We start from the raw sequence: 16,370 nt of genomic DNA, 5'->3' as shown, positions 1-16,370 counted from the left end.
GGGGACTGACCGCTCGCTCCCCCGGATCGCCGGCTGCCCGCTTAGCCCGTGGCGACCTCTCCGGAGTTGGGTACCAGCTCGACCCAGGTGTTCCCGGGCGCCAGGGTCACGGGGTCGCCGTCCGCGTCGGTCAGCTCCACCCGGTCACCGACTGCCGGCTTGGACCAGGTCGCTACGACCGTGTGCCCGCCGGAGGCGACGAGGGCCTGCCCGCTGCCGGTCAGGATCGTCTCCGGCACGGGGTTGCCGGCGGGATCGCGGGCTTCGGTCTGGACGACGTCGACGCGCAGGACGACGACGTTGACGGCACCGATCCGTGCGCCGCCCGCCTCGACCGCCGGGGTGCTCCCCTCGGCCCGCAGCCAGCGACCGTCCGCGGCGCTCCAGGTCCACCGGGGACTGCTGATCCCCGACAGCGTGAGGTCCAGCGTGGTCGTCGGCTGCCCCGCGGCAACGGCGGTGGGCTGCTCCCCCGTCGCGGCGTGGTGGAACTGGGTGCCGGGCGAGGAGCGGTGCGTGGCGTCGGCCTGGTCGAGGAGGGTCTGCGGGACCGCGTGGACGTTGTGCGGCGCCGAGCGGGTCGTCGTCCGGAAGAAGCCGTCGGCGCCGGAGTCCTGACGGAGCACCTGCAGCCCGGCGTCCTCGGCGGCGGCGATGTAGGTCGGCACGCCGCCGGAGAACGCGAGCAGCCCGCCGAGCGGTGCGGCGATCGCGGGGTCCATCGGCCGGATCGACCGCACGGGGCCGATCTCGGGCGGCAGGGTGGAGTGATAGACGGCGACGAAGCGGGTGATGCCGCCCTCGACGACCTGCTCCCACACCATGTCCGCGGCGTTGAGGCCGGTCTGCGGACGGGCGGCGACGGAGTTCTCGATCTTCACGACGAGCGCCGGGCGGTCGGGGGTCGTGTCGGCCGGCACGCCGGTCAGCGGCCAGGTGGGCCCGGACGGCGACGTGCCGGCGAGCACGGAGTCGAGGAACGGCAGGGCTGACACGTGCGGCTTGACCGCCGGCCACACGACGACGCCGGCGACCACCAGCACCGCGAGCAGTATGAGCCGGCCGGCGCGGCGAGAGCGCGGACGGTTCTTCGCCGTCCTCCGCTTCGCCGGCCCCGATCGCCTCCCGGAGCCGTTCGTGGGCCGGGAGCGCTTCGCAGACCCGCGACCCGTCGTCGACCGGGAGCGGGGCCGTGATGCGGTCGACCTGGGCACGGTGAGCTTCCTGAGTCGGTGACGGCTTGCCTCTTCTGTATCGGCACGGTCGACCGGACCTACGACCCCACGGGAGCGCCCGAGCTACTCCGCCCGGTCGGCGTAGGCGGAGACGCACCGCTCGCACGAGACCTCGGCGGCGACGAACGACTCGGGCGCGGTGGCCCGGCGGCAGGTGCGGCACCAGCGGAAGGACCGGCGCCGCCGCGAGGCGATCCCCTCGGCCGCCTGGCTGACGTACCAGGGGTCGTGCAGCAGCTCGTCCCGGGTGAACCGCACGCCGTCCGTCGCGAGGGGACCGGGGCGACGGTCAGCCGCCGAGGTCAGCGGGCGGTCGAGAACGAACCACGGACCCTGCACGCCGACCGCGAGCTGCGCCGGCTCGCCGCTGACGAAGCACCGGACGCCGTCCGGCCCGTCGGCTGCGCTCTCCCGCCGCCAGCCGGCGCCCAACGCCCGGACCAGCTCGACGTACTCGACGTCCAGGAGCCCGGCCAGCTCCGCCTCACCTGCGGTGGGGTCGGACTCGCGCCCCCACTCGAGGCCGCAGCTGCGACAGACGAACGCCGTCTGCTCGTCCATCACCAGGCAGCCACCGAGCGCGACTCGGCCGCTCCCCGCCTGCTCGAAGAGGTCGGAGCCCGGCAACCCGTAGACCAGCGGGATCGAGTCCTCCCGCCCGCACCCGGGGCACACCCGCCCGCCTGCACACCGACCGACCCGCCCATGCCGCTCCCCTGCCCCGCGCCGTCCCCATGACGGCAGGGGCGGACCATGACAGGCACCACCGACAGCAACTGGCCGCCCGCGCAGGCATCCGCCGAACTGCCACCCGATCGGGCGACGGCACGTCCGCCCGGTCGCCAGCTGACCACCTCGGCCAGACTGCCGGTCATGAAGTTCGAGGCCTTCTACCTGCCGCTGGGCGACAACCGGTTCGCGCCCACCCGGGCCACCGAGAGCCCGTGGGACCACAGCGCCCAGCACGGCGGACCGCCGTCCGCACTGCTGCCCACCTGGCCGCCGACGCCGCCCGGGTGACGGGGGCGGGGCATCGCCCGGCGCGGATCAGCGTCGACTTCTTCGGCGCCATCCCCCGCCGCGAGCTCGCCGTCGAGGTGTCGCCCGTCCGCCCGGGACGGCGGATCGACCTGACCGAGGCGGTGATGACCGTGGAGGGCCGCACCGTCGCCGTCGCCCGCGTGTGGTCGCTCGCCGTCGGGCCCATACCGCCGGTGGTCACCGAGCTCAGCCCGCCGCCCGCCGTTCCCGACTCCTCGCCGCAGGAACTGTTCGGCCTGCCCGACTGGGGCTTCGGGCAGGCCATCGACTGGCGCTACACCGCCGGGTCGCCCCAGGAGCCGGGGCCGGCCGACGTCTGGACCCGGGTACGCGTCCCCCTGGTCGCCGGGTTGCCGGTCACCGGTCTCGACCGCGCGCTCATCGCCGCCGACGCCGCCAACGGCATCTCCGTGGAGCTACCCATCGACAGCTGGTGGTCCATCCCGCCGGGCATGACCACGCACCTGACCCGCGAGCCGGACGGCGAGTGGGTGCACCTGGCCTGCCGCACGCAGATCGCCTCCGACGGCATCGGGCTGTGCCACGGCGAGCTGTCGGACGAACGCGGTTCGATCGGCGAGGTCGCCCAGCCGCTGCTCGTCCAGGCCCGCTGACGGGATCACGAGCCTCATCCGGCGTCGCACGCACGCCCAGCATTGCCGTCGGCCAGGATGCCTGGGTGACCCAGCGCATGCACCGCTCCCACCGAGTGGCCGGCGCGCTCGTCGGCTCCGCCGTCGGCGACGCCCTCGGCGCCCCGTTCGAGTTCGGTCCGCCGGGGCAGTTCTCCACCCGCTTCCCGGTGCCGGCGCGGGGGTCGAAGACGGAGATGTGCGGCGGCGGCTCGTTGGACTGGGAGCCGGGCGAGTTCACCGACGACACCCAGATGGCGCTGCTGGTGGCCACCTCGCTGGTGGAGCGAGGCGGCCTCGAGGAGGCCGACGTCTTCGAGCGGTTCTGCGCCTGGGCGGCGGCCGGACCGCCGGACATCGGCAACCAGACGCGCGCCGTCCTCGGCTCAGGACGGCCGTGGGACGTCGCCGCGGCCGAGCACTTCGCTCGCTCCGGGCACGCGGCCGGCAACGGTTCGCTGATGCGGACGACGCCCGCCGCCATCCGGTTCTCCCGGGAGTGGCGCGAGGCGAGCATGGACGCTGCCCGACGGATCTCAGCGCTGACCCACGGCGACCCGTCGGCCGGCGAGGGCTGCGCGATCTTCCACGAGCTGATGCGGGTGGCGCTGGACGGGGGCGACCCGCTCGCTGCCATCCCGACGGCGCTGGAGGCGGTCCTGCCCGAGCACCGGGAGCGGTGGACGGCGGTGCTGGCGCCGGACTGGACGCCTGATCAGGCCACCGAGTCCAACGGTGCGGTGTGGCCGACGCTCGGCCAGGCGGTGTGGGCTCTCCGGCACGGCCGGGACTTCGCCGAGGTGCTGCGGTTGGTCATCGACCTGGGTGGCGACACCGACACGGTCGCCTGCGTCGCCGGCGGGCTGGCCGGGGCCGTCTTCGGCATGGGCGGGATCCCGAGCCGGTGGGCGTCGGTGGTGCACGGCCGGGTGCCCGGCCACGGCGACAAGGTGTGGCGGCTGGCCGACCTGCAGCAGCTCGCCGCCACGCTCGACGGCGGGGTGCAGCAGAACTACGACCCGGGCGTGATCCCGCGGATCGGCCCGACCGAGGTCCTGCCCGGCATCTGGGCGGGCAACCTCGACGGCGCGCGGTACAGCGAGGAGGACTTCGCGGTCATCTCGCTGTGCCGGCTGGGCGAGCCGTTCCCGCACCCGGTGCACCGGATGGCCTACATCGCCGACAACGAGCACAACGCCGACCTCGACGTCATGCTCGCCGACGTCCTGGACGACATGAAGGCGCTGCAGGAGGAGGGGCACCGGCTGCTGGTGCACTGCCACGGCGGCGCGTCGCGCACCGGACTGGTGCTGCGTGGCTGGCTGGTGCGCGAGAAGGGGATGACGGTCGAGGAGGCGACGGCGCACGTCGCCGAGCGCTGGCCGCACCTGGGCCTGTGGAACGACAGCTTCACCGTCGCGCTTGAACGCCTCGCTCGCCGTTCGCCCGCGTGACTCAGGCGGTGCTTCACTGCCGTGGTCCAGGGGCCGCGCTGATCAGCTTTCGCGTCCCAGTCGGTCCGCACGCTGCTGCTCGGCCTGCCGCCCCGTCACGACGGGGAACGTGAGGATCTGCAGCGTCTCCGGATCTAGGAACGAGAGCCGTCCACCAGCGACGAAGACCAGCCGGACGGGCACCCGAGGCATGGGGCATGGGACCATGAAGACGGCGGCACGGCGCCACCAGCCCACCCTCCGGACGTGGAGCCAGGAGGCGAGCCCGTCCCACCAGACGTCCTCGATCTCGTACGCCTGAGCGGGCGCCGACGCGTACCGCTGCCGGAACTCGAACCCGTATGCCGACTGCCCGGGCGTGGACCGCGTCGCGTACGCCGCGAGCGAGCCGACGCCACCCGGCGTCGCGTCCAGCCGAGCGTCGGTGCACGGGTGCTTGGGCCACGGCGGACCCATCTCGTCGAAGTAGACGCGACTTCCATTCGCGTTGGCCCAGAAGTACACGGCTGCCCCGCACACCGGGCATTGCGCATTGGGCTGCTGCCACCGCGATGAGTACGGCAGCACCACGTGTCGCGCGGGTGCAGGCCGGGGCGGCGTTGGTCGGCTCGGGGTGGACCACGTCGACGACGACCAGAAGGACGACGAGCTACTACGTCGGCGCGTGGCGGAACCCCTGGTGACCGAGTGCGCGGAGACCCAGTGCCTGCCGCCGTTCGGGCTGCGGCGCCAGTGCCCCTGGCGTCGGTACGTACCCAAGACAGCTCCTCTCGGCCGGCGACCGCGCGAACTGTGGCACGGCGCGGCGCCTGGCTCGCCCAGACGAGCAGCGTTTCTCACTCGAACGAGCCCGCCATCGCCCGGCTCGCCGCGTTGCCGGGCAGCTACGCAGCAATGTCACCACCGACATGGCCGCGGAGTACTCGGACATGCTCGACGTACCTGTGGACGAAGTCCTCTTTCGCCTCAGCCTGCCGCGGCGATCGACCGAGCCGCTGCAGCACATCGAGCGGGCGCGCAGGCAGACTGCGGGTGTGAGTACCGATCCACGGCAGGGCGGAATCGGGGCGACCTGGTTCATGCCCGCGAGCAATGCGGAGCCCCTGCTTGTCGACCTCCCCGGCGCGAACCTCGACTTCGCCGTCACGACTCGCGACAGCCTTTTCGCGTTGGACGACGAATGGAACGTGCCGGGGACGTACCTGCTGCTGGACCCCGTCGATGCCGACGGCTGTGCCGGGGTCTACGTCGGCAAGGCGCCGGGCGGCCTGACCACTCGTGTTCGCCAACACGTCCGCGCTCGGGAGAGCTGGCGCCGCGCGCTGCTCATCCGCAGGCCCTACCAGGGTTTCAACAGCGCGGAGGTCGGGTGGCTGGAAGGACGTCTCTACGACGTCCTCGATTCGGCGAGCCGGATCGTCCTCGGGAACGGCAATCGACCGAGCGACGAAACCCTCGCGCAGTGGCAACGCCAGCAACTGGAGGCGATCATCGCCCCCGTCCTCGGCGCGCTCCGCGTGCTCGGTCTTGACCCGGACACCCCCGACCAGACGGCGCCACTCCCGGCGACGAAACAGGGTGGGCGAGCACGCTACGAGGAGACTCTCTCCGCGCTCATCGAGGCAGGGCTGGTGAAGGGCGGAAGCGTTCTCCATCCGACCACCCCGTCGTACGAGGCCAGCGCGCTCGTCGATTCCGATGGCACCCTGACTGTTGGCGGTGAGCGGCACACGTCGCTCTCGTCGGCCGGCAGAGCCGTGACCGGACACAGTGTCAACGGCTGGGAGTTCTGGGGGATCCTGTCCGGAAGCGGCGAGCTGGTACCCATGAGCGCCTTGCGCGGTCCAGTCACCGGCGACGCTCCGCCAGCCGGAGCTGGTTCCGCCCCGGCCAAGGCCTCCGGTGACGACGCTGCATCACGACCCAAGCCGATCGAGAGGCCGCCCTCGGTCCAGGGCACGGGCGACGTCTTCGCCTTGCTGCGAGCGTCCCTGCTGTCGGTCGGGGATGTGCTCACGGTCCGCTACAAGGGCACGGACTACCGGGCCACCGTCACGAGCAACGGGCATCTGTCCCTCCACGGACGGGCCTACCCCAGCCCCACCGCCGCTGCAGTCGCCATCACCGGCGGCAGCGTCAACGGCTGGCAGTTCTGGAAGGTCGCTACTGGGGAGACGCTCGGGTCCCTGCGGGGTCGGCTCCCCCAGCCCTGAGCGAGCCTGGCGCCTCGTGCAGCACGACTGACCCGCGCTCGCGCGGCCTACGGGCACACGGGCGGGACCGGGCTCTGCACCCCGAGCCTCCGCACCAGCTCCTCAGCTCCCGGGAAGGGGCGGTTCTGCGGACCGTGCCGTACGGGCACCGCGTTCACGAATCCCCCTTGAGCCGCGAGAGCCCGTGGACCGACCAGCCCGGTGAGCCGGAAGTGGCGCCACCGCGTCCCGTGTTCCATGGATTCGACGACGAGCAGATCGGGTCGGTTCCAGGCGACCAGCGCCCAGGACCCCGAATCGGACGTAGCCCAGGCCCCGACCAGGGGTTCGGTCTCGGCCGCCCCCACGGCCTGCAGGGCGACCAGCGCGGCATGGGCGAACGGACCGGTGACGTGCAGGAGTGCGTTGCCATGACGATGGACATCGCGCCCTCGTTCAGCGATGGTCTGCACCGCCTCGGCGATGGGATCCGCCTGGACCAGGTCACCGGCCACGTCGAGGATGGCGGCCGTCTGCCCGGCCGTGCCGAACGCCCGGTCGAGCAGGATGGAGTACTCGTCGACGTACGCGGCGGTGGCCCCCGGCAGTAGATGCCCGACCGCGGTGGCCGCCTTGTCGAAGGCGACGGTGTGCTCGGTGACGGCGGCTCGGGGGATGTGCATGCGCAGCACGGCCAGTGCCACTGCCGCGAGACTGCCGACCTGGGGTTCGATCCGTTGCGGCAGATCGTCGCGGTCCAGCACCGCTGTCGCTCTCGCCAGCAGGGGCAGCCACGCCAGATCCGCGCGCGGCCACGCACCGGCCGCGACGGTCCACAGGGTCAGCCGGACGACCAGCATCCGCTCGGCCGGCCCGAGGGTCGCGGCCGCCTCGACCAACCGCTCGATCCAGCGTCGGTACCGGCGGCGCACCTCGGCCGGAGCATGCTCCAGATCAGGCAGGTGAGGTCGGGAGCGCTCATCCTCGACCGCGATGTCCGCCGTCTCGGCCGCATCGTCGTCGAGCGCTGCTTCGTCGTCGTCGGTGAACTGCTCGTCCCAGGAGACTCGCAGCAGGTCCTGGAAGGGCACGCTTCCGGTTCCAGCGGGAACCGGAAGGCCCAGCGCGAATCGCATCAGCGGCTGGCCGACCCGGTCGGCGCACTCGTCGAGGTACCGCTCCCACCCGTCGTCGTCGGCGTCCAGGGAGGCGGTCGCCCCGAGGTGCCCGGTCGAGCCGGCAGCGGATGCGGGAGGGGCTCCGGGACCGACGCCGGTGCGCAGCGTCTGCAGGTCGCTGAAGAACCGCTCGGCCAGCCGCGGGTCGTCGAAGAGGTCGCGTGGCTGGGTCGTCGGCGTCCGGGGGCTGTGGAGTCCCACCCGGCGAAGGACCGCATCGGCGTCCACCACGAAGACAACGTTGCTGTACTGCGGCACCCCGGCCGCGCTGACGACGAGGCGTAGCCGGCTGCCCGCGTCGGCGGGGACGGTGCTGGTGTGCGACTCCGCTCCCGCGGGGATCTCCGCGACCCGCTCCCACGACTCCGGAGGCGCAGCGGCAGCGGACAGCTGGAGTACCGCATCGGCGGCGAGGGGCGCCGCCAGCTGGACCTCCAACCCTTCCGGCACACGGAGTGCACCGAGCAGGAGTGGCCCTTCCTTCCGCCAGGGCCGCGGCATCGCCGGCACGGCCCGCAGCCCGGCGACTGGTTGTTCGTCCCCCATGGGCAGCAGGCTCTCCGGGACGGGCGCGATGAGGCCGAGCTCGCAGTTGCCGCCGTGCGGCTGCGACAGCAGCAGGGCGGCTGCGGAGATATTGGCGCTGCCGGTGAGGGCCCATCGCCGGCCGCCGGTGGCCCACTCCACGAGCTTGCCGTGCCGGTAGCGCTCCTCGTCGTCCCGCACGATCCGGCCGCCATGCTGCTCGACGAGTGCGGCGACGGCCGGTCCGTTCAGGTCCGTGAGTCCCGGCTGGTAGGCGACCGTGAGGCGACGCGGCGCGAGGCGGTCGACCAGCCGCCGCAGCGCGGCGGCCTGGGGGTCGTGGAAGGGGGCGAAGACGTTGAGCTCGTCCACCGGCCCCCTCGGTAGTTGGTCCACGATGGGCGCGCGCAGGCTGCTCACCAGGCGGACCGATTCGGCGGTCGGTCTGCCCGAGGAGACGAGGTTCGACAGCAACCCGGAGACCCGCTCCAGTGCCTGCGGCACCCCGGGCGAGAGCCGCACCTGGGCGGGAAGCCCGCGGAGCCAGTCCACCACGTCGGGGAGGCAGGCCGGATGCCGGTCGGGCGTGGCGCGGAGCACCGTCCACAGTTCGGCGTTGGCGTGCCAGCCCGCCACCGTCGTGTTGCCCGAGCCCAGCGCGATCGTCGCCCGTTCCGGGCCGACGAGGACGACGATCTTCGGATGGAAGGCACCTGAGGCTCGCGCCAGCCCGGCGAGGTAGCTGCGGCCCGCGCGCCGTACGGCCCGCGGATCGTTCTGCGACATCGCCACGTCACCGACGACGGTCACCCGCGCCCCGGTGGCCTGCGCGACGCCCAGCACGGTGGATTCGAAGAAGCCGAGGTCGGCCGTGAAGCTCAGCAGCAGGATCTCCTGGAGGCCGCCCACCCCCCTGCGCTCCTCCTCGAGGAGGAGGCTCAGTGGGGACGCCAGGCCGCCCGGTGCGTCGTTCTGGGCGCTCGTCTCAGCCAACGAGCACCTGCCCTGGCGGCGTCACGGCCCACCGGGCCGCCTCGTCGTCGAACTGCAGGACCCCCGCACTGGCCAGTACCGAGCCGAGCTGGTCGAGGCGCAATCCGACGTCCCCGCGCCCTTCCTGGCTGGTGCGGAAGAGGAACCCACCGCGCTCGTGCAGCCGGGTGGGCAACCACAACGAACCGTCACTGCGCCGGCGGGCTTTGGACAGTGCGACCCGCTGGGACCGGGCGAGCAGGTCGAACGTGAGGCGACGCGCGAAGTCGGCGAGCTGCTGCGGCTTCGCCTCGTCCAGGCGCCGGCTCACCCATTCCGGCCCCAGCTCGATCCCGCGCTGGCCGAGGAAGGCGTCTCGGACCCGGCCTTCCAGCTCGTCGACCCGCCGAGCGCTGGCCGCCAGCACGCGCAGTTCGGCGAGCGGGAGCGGGTCTCCGGACGTCCTCAGCGCCGCCTCGGCCGGAATCGGGAATCCGTCGCCGTCTCGGGTGGCAGGCAACGAGTCGAGGAAGGCCTGCACCGTGCCAGGAGGTAGCTCGGCGACGAACCGTTCCGCCAGATCCTCGGCGGCCATGAATCCGTCCACCTGGCTCACCAGCCACGACCACAGCCGCCGCCATGCTCCGACCGCGTAGTTGCGGAGGACCACGCCGCGCCAGACCGCCGCGGTGTCCACGCCGGAGGTCACCGGGTCATCGGTGAGGAAACGGCCGAAGGCCAGTACCTCTCCCACGTCACGGGTGAAGGATGTGACCTCGTGCGTGCTGACGATGCGGGCGAGCAGCCGCACGGTCTGCCGTCGCGCTTCCGCACGCGAGTCGGGCTCCCGATTTGCGCCGTCGGCACACATGAGCCGTGCCAACCAGCGGCCGTCGGGCTGGTCCCCGCCACGGCACACGCAGAGCCGCTCGGCGACTGCCGTCAGGTCGGCCACGTGCAGCGAGTCCTGAGCCGCCAGCTGGAGGATGTCCCCGAGGCCCTCCTGGACCGCCGCGACGTCGAGCCGCGGACCAGGGGCCGGTCGCGGGCCGGGAGTCAGGATGCCGAGGGTCGTCTCGGATCCCGCATACGGCCCCCAGAAGCCCCACACGCTCTGCACGTAGCCGTTACCGCCGTGGCGCGATGCGTCGTCGAGTTCCACGGTGCCGGTCTGCAGGCGCCGCGCGAGGGCATCGACGCCATGGGCCCGCGGGAGCCAGCCGATGTCGGCCTGGGAGTGGTGGGCGAAGGACACGGTCGCCAACGTCACTTCGGCCCGCCGTAGCAGGTCCTGAGCGGCCGGCACCGTGAGATCGCGCTTCTCCGCCTCGGCCGCGATGAGGCCGTGCAGCGCGTAATACCGTCCGTGCGGAGTCACCGCCGTGACGCCCGGTACCAGGTGGTCGACCATCCGCATCACGTGGCGCTCGACGGAGAGCGGATACCTGCCTGCAGCCACGTCGAGACCCGGACGGCTCCACGACGGACCGTCGAGCAGTTCATCGGAAGCGGTGTCGAGCGCCATGCCGCCGTTTCCCTTTCGTATCTCCTCGCGACTGACGGCCACTACGAGGGCCTGGCACCGGGCGAGGTCCGCGGCCGCGCCGTCGTCGTAACCGGGTACCGATCGCTGGAAGCGTTCGAACTACAGCTCCCAGACGTGATCCGGGTCGTCGAGCGCCTTGCGGACCTGTGTCAGGTCCCCCATCGCGGCCAGCGGCGAGGACTTGGCCAGGTCGACGATGCCCTGGAGCGCGGTCGCGGCCGCGGTCGAGTCGCCGCTGGTCATGGCGCCGTCCAAGTGCCGGAAGAGCCCGTCGATCGTCGCCGACCGCTCCGCGAACACCTGCTCGAAGTAGCCCTTGAGCAGCGAGCTGGCCTCCCGGATGCGGGTGACCTCGACCGTCGCGTAGGTCTCGATCGACGCGCGCTTCGTCCGCTGCTCGTCGCGCTGCCGGAGGTAGTCAAGCGTGCCGTCGACGACGTTGTTGAGGGCACCGAGCGCATCGAAGGAGGGCAGCGCCGCCTTCCCTGCGGCCGGCAGGACCTCTCCCTCGATCGGCTTCTTGGCGGCGGTCACGTCAGCTCCTTGTAGGTAGGGATGAGGCGGAGCATCTCGGAGTTGATCTGCCCGTCGTCCCCGAGCAGAGACACGGTGCAGATCTCCTTCACCGCCTGGGTCAGTCGCATGGCGCGGTCGAACTCGGTGGTGTGCGCCGCCGGGTCGAAGTTCAGCGGCTCCAGGTCGGACAGGGCGTCCTGTGCGCGATGCACCAGTCCGGCGAGGACCTCGCTGACCTCGGCGGTCCGCGCGTCCAGCGCGTCGAGGGAGGACCGGAAGGCCGCCTGGTCCTCGATGGCGACCTTCACCTTCGCCTCGTGCTCCTTGGCCTTGGTCATCGCCTTCTCCCCCTGGGAGCTGAGGGTCAGGCCGCCGACGAGCAGCGTGGGGCCGATCGTCACCACGTTGAGGGCAGCGGCGCCCACAGCGACACCGCCCCCGCCCGCACTCAGTGCTCCACCGCCCAGCCACGCCAAGGTGGCGTTCTGCGCGGCGGCGCCTCCCAGCGAGCTGATGGCGGTTCCGGTGCTGGCCACCCCCAGGGCGGAGACCGCAGTCGGGATGCCGGCTGAGGCGCCGGCACCCGTCAGGGCGGCCATACCGGCGCCCTTGAGCCAGCCCACGTCAGCGGTCAGGGCCCCAGCGAAGGCTTCCAGCTCTCGCTGCTCCGCCTCGACGCCGTCGAGCAACCGCGCCGTCCCCGGCTTGACGTGCCTGCGCTGGCGCTCGAGGAAGGCGACCATCCGCTTGATCACCAGCTGGCGCGCCTGCTCCTGCTGGCGGCCGTACTGCTGGATGCGCTCGTTGCTCTCGCTGACACGCTCCCGGGTCAGCACCAGCGACTCGTCGTAGCGCTTCTGGGCCGCGTCCGCGACTGACTGGGCGTCCCTCATCTTGAGGCCGCCCATGACGCCGGTGACTACGCCACCGATACCCGTGCCTGCGCCGAGTCCCATGAGGGCAAGAGGAATGAGGGGCAGGACCACCGGTTGGACCTCCGAGATGCGGGGATGAGCTCCAGGGAACGTACGGCCGCGTCACCCGACCGCTAGCGCACCGACACCCCGCGGAATCGCAATCTCGCCCTCTCCCGTTGCCGACGAACCCTTCCGTCACACCAGCCTCGTGTTCAGCCGGCCGTCAGGGTCATCGACGACGGTGACGCGCTGCCCGAGCCGATCCGGTGGCTCACCGGCACGGCGCGGGTGCCCTCACCGAGCGGCTCCCCGGTGCCTAAGTTGCGGGCGTACCGCGATGGGCGCCGCCGGAGACCTGTAGCCGGATTCGGTCCCCGGCCCGGAAGCGGTGCGCGACGCCCGAGGGCTGCCGGCATCTGGGCCGGCAAGCTCGACAGCGCCCGGTACAGCGACGAGGACTTCGCCGTCATCTCGCTGTGCCGCCTGGGCGAGCCGTTCCCGCACCCGGTGCACCGGATGGCCTACATCGCCGACAACGCCGCAACGCCGACCTCGACGTCATGCTCGCCGACGTCCTGGACGACATGAAGGCGCTCAGGACGAGGGACACCGACTGCTGGTGCACTGCCACGGCGGCGCCTCCCGTACCGGGCTGGTGCTGCGTGGCTGGCTGGTGCGCGAGAAGGGGATGTCGGTCGAGGATGCGACGGCGCACGTCGCCGAGCGCTGGCCGCACCTCGGCCTCTGGAACGACAGCTTCACCGCCGCACTGGAACGGCTCGCCGCCCGGGTGCGGTGACATCGCACCCGAGTTCCACCACTGAAGTGCTTCCCGGAGCTCGGAGGCACACGTTGCACTGCCGGCTAGTTGGCGTTGAGGCCGAAGCGCCGGGTGAGCAGCTTGAACTTCCAGTACGACTCGATCTGCTCGATGGTGTCGTCGGGGGTGTTGCCGTCGACGACTTCCAGCACCGACACCTGGTAGTGGCGGCGGCCGTGGCGGGCTACGGCCTTGAGGCGGACGTCGCCGCCGTCACCGCCGTTGGCGTACTCCAGCCAGCGGCCGAGCAGGCTGTCGGCACCCTTCGCCGAGCCGACGTACTGCTGTCCGGACTCGACGTCGACCAGCAGGTACACGCCCTTCACGGCGCGCAGCACCTGCTGCCAGCCGTGAGGGAGGGTGGGGATGTCGTCGACCGGCCGGATGAACTCGCGAAACCCGGGGAAACGGGGTTCGTACTGCTCGGCGATCTCGAGGACCGGCTTGGGCTGGTTGGCGGCTCGCTGGACCCAGGTCCGAGTGCCGGCGCCCCAGTCGATGACGACCTTGTCGGTGTAGTCGCCGAGTTGCTCGAGCAGCCGCAGGTCGTAGCCGTGGTAGCCCGACACGTCGCCGCTGGTCAGGACGTCGACGGTGCCCGCCGGGCAGGTGGTGATGCCGGCGACCTCGTAGAGGCCGACGAACACGGTCTTCCGGGCCTCGGTCACGATGAAGCTGGCAACCAGGTCGCCCACGTCGAAGAGGTTGCGCTGCTGGACGCTCTGGTACCGCTCGAACGTGGATCTGTCGTTGCGCCAGGCCTCGTAGAGCCGGCCGGGCTTCAGCCGGTTGTCCTGGTGCCGGACCAGGCGGACCTGCGCCGGGTCGACACCCTCGAGGGACAGCAGGTCGTTGAACGTCAGCATCGGCATCCCCCGGCTGAGCTGCGCATGGTCAGCGGCTCTCGTCGTCCCGGGGAGGAACCGGCACGGCCGGACGCCGGGAGAAGCCGGGGTCGAACTTCTGGGTGACGGCGAGCTCGCCGGTGTCGGCAGCAGCGTGCCGCCCGGGCAGGGGCATCTTGAACTCGGCGGTCTCATCGGTGAAGTGCTTGGCCACGCCTCCAAGCTACGAAGCGGAACGGGTCCGGCGCGGTAGGCGCGAGGCGCGTCCCATGCGTCTGCGACCGGAGGGGCACATGTGATCGGATTGTCGACTTGTCCCCAGATCGATCAGGCCAGCAGCAGCGTGACGGACGACGGTGCGGTGCCCCCGTGGCAGACCCCGTGGTTGGTCGGCACCACGTGCGAGGCCTGACCGACCGGCTCGCCGGTGCCGAGGTTGCGCGCGTAGCGCGGATGGGCGCCGCCGGAGACCTGGAGCCGGATCCGGTGCCCGGCGCGGAAGCGGTGCGCGGTGTCGGGCAGCGTCGTCTCGACCACCCGATCCCCCTCCAAGGACTCCTCCCCCGCTGGCGGATCGAGCCGGACCAGCCGGTCCATGATGTTGATGGACTGCCCGTTCGGCCCGACGTCGCACAGCCGCGCGAAGACGTCGGCGTACGGGTTGTCCGACTCGACGAAGAGGCGCACCAGCACGCCGCCCTGCACCTCGACCGGCTTCCGTAGCGGCACCTCGGCACTTTTCTCGCGGCCGCGCTCGCCCGGGCCGTCGCAGAGCTGGTGCTGGCTGCCGCGACCGGCCGATGACCACGGCCGCGCCTCCCCTTCCGTCTTCGTAGCTACTCGCAAGCCGTCCCGACGATCCGGCATGACCCCTAGGTGTAGTGCCCCAGGAGGTCGTTGACGGGGATCCGGCTGATCGGAGGACGTCCGCCGAGTGAAGTGTGGCGCGGTGATGGTTGTAGGTGTGCAGCCAGAGCGGCAAGGCCTCAGCCCGTTCCTGTCCTGAACGGAACGGCTGGGCGTAGGCCCATTCGGCGAGCAGCGTGCGGTTGAGCCATTCGACCTTGCCGTTTGTCTGCGGCCGGTAGGGCCGGGTGCGCTTGTGTTTGATGCCGGCGGCGGTCAGCTGCTCGCACCACTGTCAGGAGCGGTAGCAGGCACCGTTGTCGGTCAGCACGCGCTGCACGGTGATCCCGTGGCGGGCGAAGAACGCCTGCGCACGGGTCCAAAACGCAGTCGCGGTGGTGGCCTGCTCGTCGGGCAGCACCTCGCAGTAGGCCAGGCGGGAATGGTCGTCGACGGCGGAGTGCACGAACTCGTGGCCGACCCGTTCGCCGCGGTTTCGAGCAGCTCGTGAGCGGCGGTCGCAATCACTTCCGCGGCCGTGCTCCCGCCAGCCGCCACCGTCGCGCAGCCGGCCGAGCTTCTTGATGTCGACGTGCACCAGCTCGCCGGGGCGATCGCGCTCGTAGCGCACCGGCGTGCCGGTTGGGCGGTCCAGCCAAGCCAGCCGAGGCATGGCGTGCCGCGTCAGGATCCGGTGCACCGTCGAGGGCGCCAACTCCAGGATCCCGGCAATACGGGCCGGGCCCAGCCGGCGGTCACGGCGCAGCGCCAGCACTCGCTGCTCGATCTCATCCGGCGTCCTATATGGATTGGTGTGCGGACGGCTCGAGCGGCTCTGCAGGCCCGCAGGACCCTCCTCCCGCCAGCGCCGCCACCACTTGTAGCCGGTCGCCCGGCTCACTCCGAGCTCGGCGGCGACGTGCGCCACCGGCCGGCCTGACATGACCCGCTGTACGAGCAACCAGCGTCCGTAGACGGATAGCTGCGGCTTAACCTCCAAGACGAGACCTCCGGCGTGGTGAGTCCTAGACACACCCACTACGTCCGGAGGTCTCCTCCTTGATCAACCAGACACGCCGTCAACCAGGTCCGTGGGCACTACGCCTAGGGCTCGATCAGGTTTCAAAGCGTTGGGCCGATAAGAGAGGGGCGGCCGCAGGCCGGCCCACGACGACGGGAAGGATGTGCCGTGCCAGCGTCCAAGATTCAGGACGAGCGCGAGGGTCTTCGCTGGTTTGCCGAAGGACGCTCCTACGGCTGGATGGTGCAGGAGTACCGGCGGAAGTACGAGATTGAGACGCGTGAGTCGATGTGGGGAAACATCCGCATGCGGCGCGGCATCCCGAGGCGCATTGCGCGCGACGACGACCTGATTCCTTGGGGCGTCGAGCAGCGACACCGCCGGGCGTATCCGCTGTACATGCTCCGTCTGGAGGCACGGGGTCGCGGACGTCTAACACTGACCGACCTGGAGTGGTCGCGCCTCGCCGGGTGGGTGTCTCGTCTCGAGGACCGCGCTGAGGTCGTGCACTACGACCCCGCAACAGCCAATGGCTTCAGCTACGTGCCGCGGAGCCCCGAGGACGACGACATCATTCGGCGTCCGCCGCATAAGACGCGGGTTCGCGCGACTCTTGACTGACTGTGCAGC

At 71.6% G+C, this 16,370-nt stretch carries 15 protein-coding genes and 2 pseudogenes; 6 read left to right on the top strand and 11 right to left on the bottom strand.

Annotation, left to right across the window (positions count from 1 at the left end):
* Positions 1 to 41: 41 nt before the first annotated feature.
* Both ACI8AP_RS06485 and ACI8AP_RS06480 read right to left on the bottom strand, forming a co-directional pair.
* Positions 42 to 1,043, bottom strand: a complete 1,002-nt coding sequence (locus ACI8AP_RS06485) for a DUF3048 domain-containing protein (RefSeq protein WP_456588520.1) — start codon at positions 1,041 to 1,043, stop codon at positions 42 to 44.
* Between the two features lie 255 nt (positions 1,044 to 1,298).
* On the bottom strand, positions 1,299 to 1,910 hold the full coding sequence (locus ACI8AP_RS06480; RefSeq protein ID WP_456588519.1) for a hypothetical protein: 612 nt from the start codon (positions 1,908 to 1,910) through the stop codon (positions 1,299 to 1,301).
* A 198-nt stretch (positions 1,911 to 2,108) separates the two neighbouring features.
* Between ACI8AP_RS06480 and ACI8AP_RS06475 the strand changes: the two genes are divergently transcribed.
* The 3 genes from ACI8AP_RS06475 to ACI8AP_RS06465 all read left to right on the top strand — a co-directional run bounded on the left by ACI8AP_RS06475 (position 2,109) and on the right by ACI8AP_RS06465 (position 4,362).
* Entirely contained in the window at positions 2,109 to 2,255 is a 147-nt protein-coding gene (locus ACI8AP_RS06475) for a hypothetical protein (protein ID WP_456588518.1), read from the top strand.
* Positions 2,252 to 2,890 (top strand): thioesterase family protein, encoded by a 639-nt coding sequence (locus ACI8AP_RS06470; RefSeq protein ID WP_456588517.1) that lies wholly within the window; start codon positions 2,252 to 2,254, stop codon positions 2,888 to 2,890. Before ACI8AP_RS06475 ends, ACI8AP_RS06470 begins: the two co-directional genes overlap by 4 nt.
* Before the next feature lie 65 nt (positions 2,891 to 2,955).
* Positions 2,956 to 4,362: an ADP-ribosylglycohydrolase family protein gene (locus ACI8AP_RS06465; RefSeq protein ID WP_456588516.1), complete on the top strand. Its 1,407-nt coding sequence runs from the start codon at positions 2,956 to 2,958 to the stop codon at positions 4,360 to 4,362.
* Positions 4,363 to 4,404: 42 nt separating this feature from the next.
* Here ACI8AP_RS06465 and ACI8AP_RS06460 read toward each other — a convergent pair whose 3' ends face one another.
* Positions 4,405 to 4,866: a hypothetical protein gene (locus tag ACI8AP_RS06460; protein WP_456588515.1), complete on the bottom strand. Its 462-nt coding sequence runs from the start codon at positions 4,864 to 4,866 to the stop codon at positions 4,405 to 4,407.
* Between the two features lie 404 nt (positions 4,867 to 5,270).
* On the opposite strand from ACI8AP_RS06460, the gene ACI8AP_RS06455 reads away from it, so the two are divergent.
* A complete protein-coding gene (locus ACI8AP_RS06455) occupies positions 5,271 to 6,575 on the top strand; it encodes a restriction system modified-DNA reader domain-containing protein (protein ID WP_456588514.1) in 1,305 nt (434 codons plus the stop codon).
* Positions 6,576 to 6,622: 47 nt separating this feature from the next.
* On the opposite strand, the gene ACI8AP_RS06450 is transcribed toward ACI8AP_RS06455, so the two are convergent.
* From ACI8AP_RS06450 to ACI8AP_RS06435, 4 genes are all read right to left on the bottom strand, one after another.
* The gene (locus tag ACI8AP_RS06450; RefSeq protein WP_456588513.1) at positions 6,623 to 9,250 is read right to left on the bottom strand and encodes a hypothetical protein; all 2,628 of its coding nucleotides are present in this window, start codon (positions 9,248 to 9,250) and stop codon (positions 6,623 to 6,625) included.
* On the bottom strand, positions 9,243 to 10,754 hold the full coding sequence (locus ACI8AP_RS06445) for a hypothetical protein (RefSeq protein ID WP_456588512.1): 1,512 nt from the start codon (positions 10,752 to 10,754) through the stop codon (positions 9,243 to 9,245). The genes ACI8AP_RS06450 and ACI8AP_RS06445 overlap by 8 nt, the downstream gene beginning before the upstream one ends.
* 120 nt (positions 10,755 to 10,874) lie before the next feature.
* A complete protein-coding gene (locus ACI8AP_RS06440) occupies positions 10,875 to 11,309 on the bottom strand; it encodes a hypothetical protein (protein WP_456588511.1) in 435 nt (144 codons plus the stop codon).
* Positions 11,306 to 12,247: a hypothetical protein gene (locus ACI8AP_RS06435; RefSeq protein WP_456588510.1), complete on the bottom strand. Its 942-nt coding sequence runs from the start codon at positions 12,245 to 12,247 to the stop codon at positions 11,306 to 11,308. Before ACI8AP_RS06435 ends, ACI8AP_RS06440 begins: the two co-directional genes overlap by 4 nt.
* A 580-nt stretch (positions 12,248 to 12,827) precedes the next feature.
* On the opposite strand from ACI8AP_RS06435, the gene ACI8AP_RS06430 reads away from it, so the two are divergent.
* Positions 12,828 to 13,007: a hypothetical protein gene (locus tag ACI8AP_RS06430; protein WP_456588509.1), complete on the top strand. Its 180-nt coding sequence runs from the start codon at positions 12,828 to 12,830 to the stop codon at positions 13,005 to 13,007.
* A gap of 65 nt (positions 13,008 to 13,072) precedes the next feature.
* Here the strand turns inward: ACI8AP_RS06430 and ACI8AP_RS06425 are convergent, their stop codons facing one another.
* From ACI8AP_RS06425 to ACI8AP_RS06410, 4 genes and pseudogenes are all read right to left on the bottom strand, one after another.
* On the bottom strand, positions 13,073 to 13,894 hold the full coding sequence (locus ACI8AP_RS06425) for a GIY-YIG nuclease family protein (RefSeq protein ID WP_456588508.1): 822 nt from the start codon (positions 13,892 to 13,894) through the stop codon (positions 13,073 to 13,075).
* Between the two features lie 28 nt (positions 13,895 to 13,922).
* Positions 13,923 to 14,087, bottom strand: a complete 165-nt coding sequence (locus tag ACI8AP_RS06420) for a hypothetical protein (RefSeq protein WP_456588507.1) — start codon at positions 14,085 to 14,087, stop codon at positions 13,923 to 13,925.
* A 113-nt stretch (positions 14,088 to 14,200) separates the two neighbouring features.
* A pseudogene (locus ACI8AP_RS06415) lies at positions 14,201 to 14,746 on the bottom strand (CocE/NonD family hydrolase); the annotation flags it as partial.
* Positions 14,746 to 15,662: pseudogene (locus ACI8AP_RS06410) on the bottom strand (IS481 family transposase). The pseudogenes ACI8AP_RS06415 and ACI8AP_RS06410, both read right to left, overlap by 1 nt.
* Positions 15,663 to 15,908: 246 nt before the next feature.
* Here ACI8AP_RS06410 and ACI8AP_RS06405 point away from each other — a divergent pair.
* Entirely contained in the window at positions 15,909 to 16,361 is a 453-nt protein-coding gene (locus ACI8AP_RS06405; RefSeq protein ID WP_456588506.1) for a hypothetical protein, read from the top strand.
* Positions 16,362 to 16,370: the final 9 nt, after the last annotated feature.

The organism is Blastococcus sp. SYSU DS1021, assembly GCF_054050995.1.
This window is presented reverse-complemented; position numbering and strand designations above follow the sequence as displayed.

Bases quoted from the DNA above. Each gene is read 5' to 3' on its own strand.
- ACI8AP_RS06475 (WP_456588518.1), top strand. From the start codon at position 2,109: ATGAAGTTCGAGGCCTTCTACCTGCCGCTGGGCGACAACCGGTTCGCG.
- ACI8AP_RS06455 (WP_456588514.1), top strand. From the start codon at position 5,271: ATGGCCGCGGAGTACTCGGACATGCTCGACGTACCTGTGGACGAAGTC.
- ACI8AP_RS06445 (WP_456588512.1), bottom strand. From the start codon at position 10,754: ATGGCGCTCGACACCGCTTCCGATGAACTGCTCGACGGTCCGTCGTGG.
- ACI8AP_RS06435 (WP_456588510.1), bottom strand. From the start codon at position 12,247: ATGGGACTCGGCGCAGGCACGGGTATCGGTGGCGTAGTCACCGGCGTC.
- ACI8AP_RS06425 (WP_456588508.1), bottom strand. From the start codon at position 13,894: ATGCTGACGTTCAACGACCTGCTGTCCCTCGAGGGTGTCGACCCGGCG.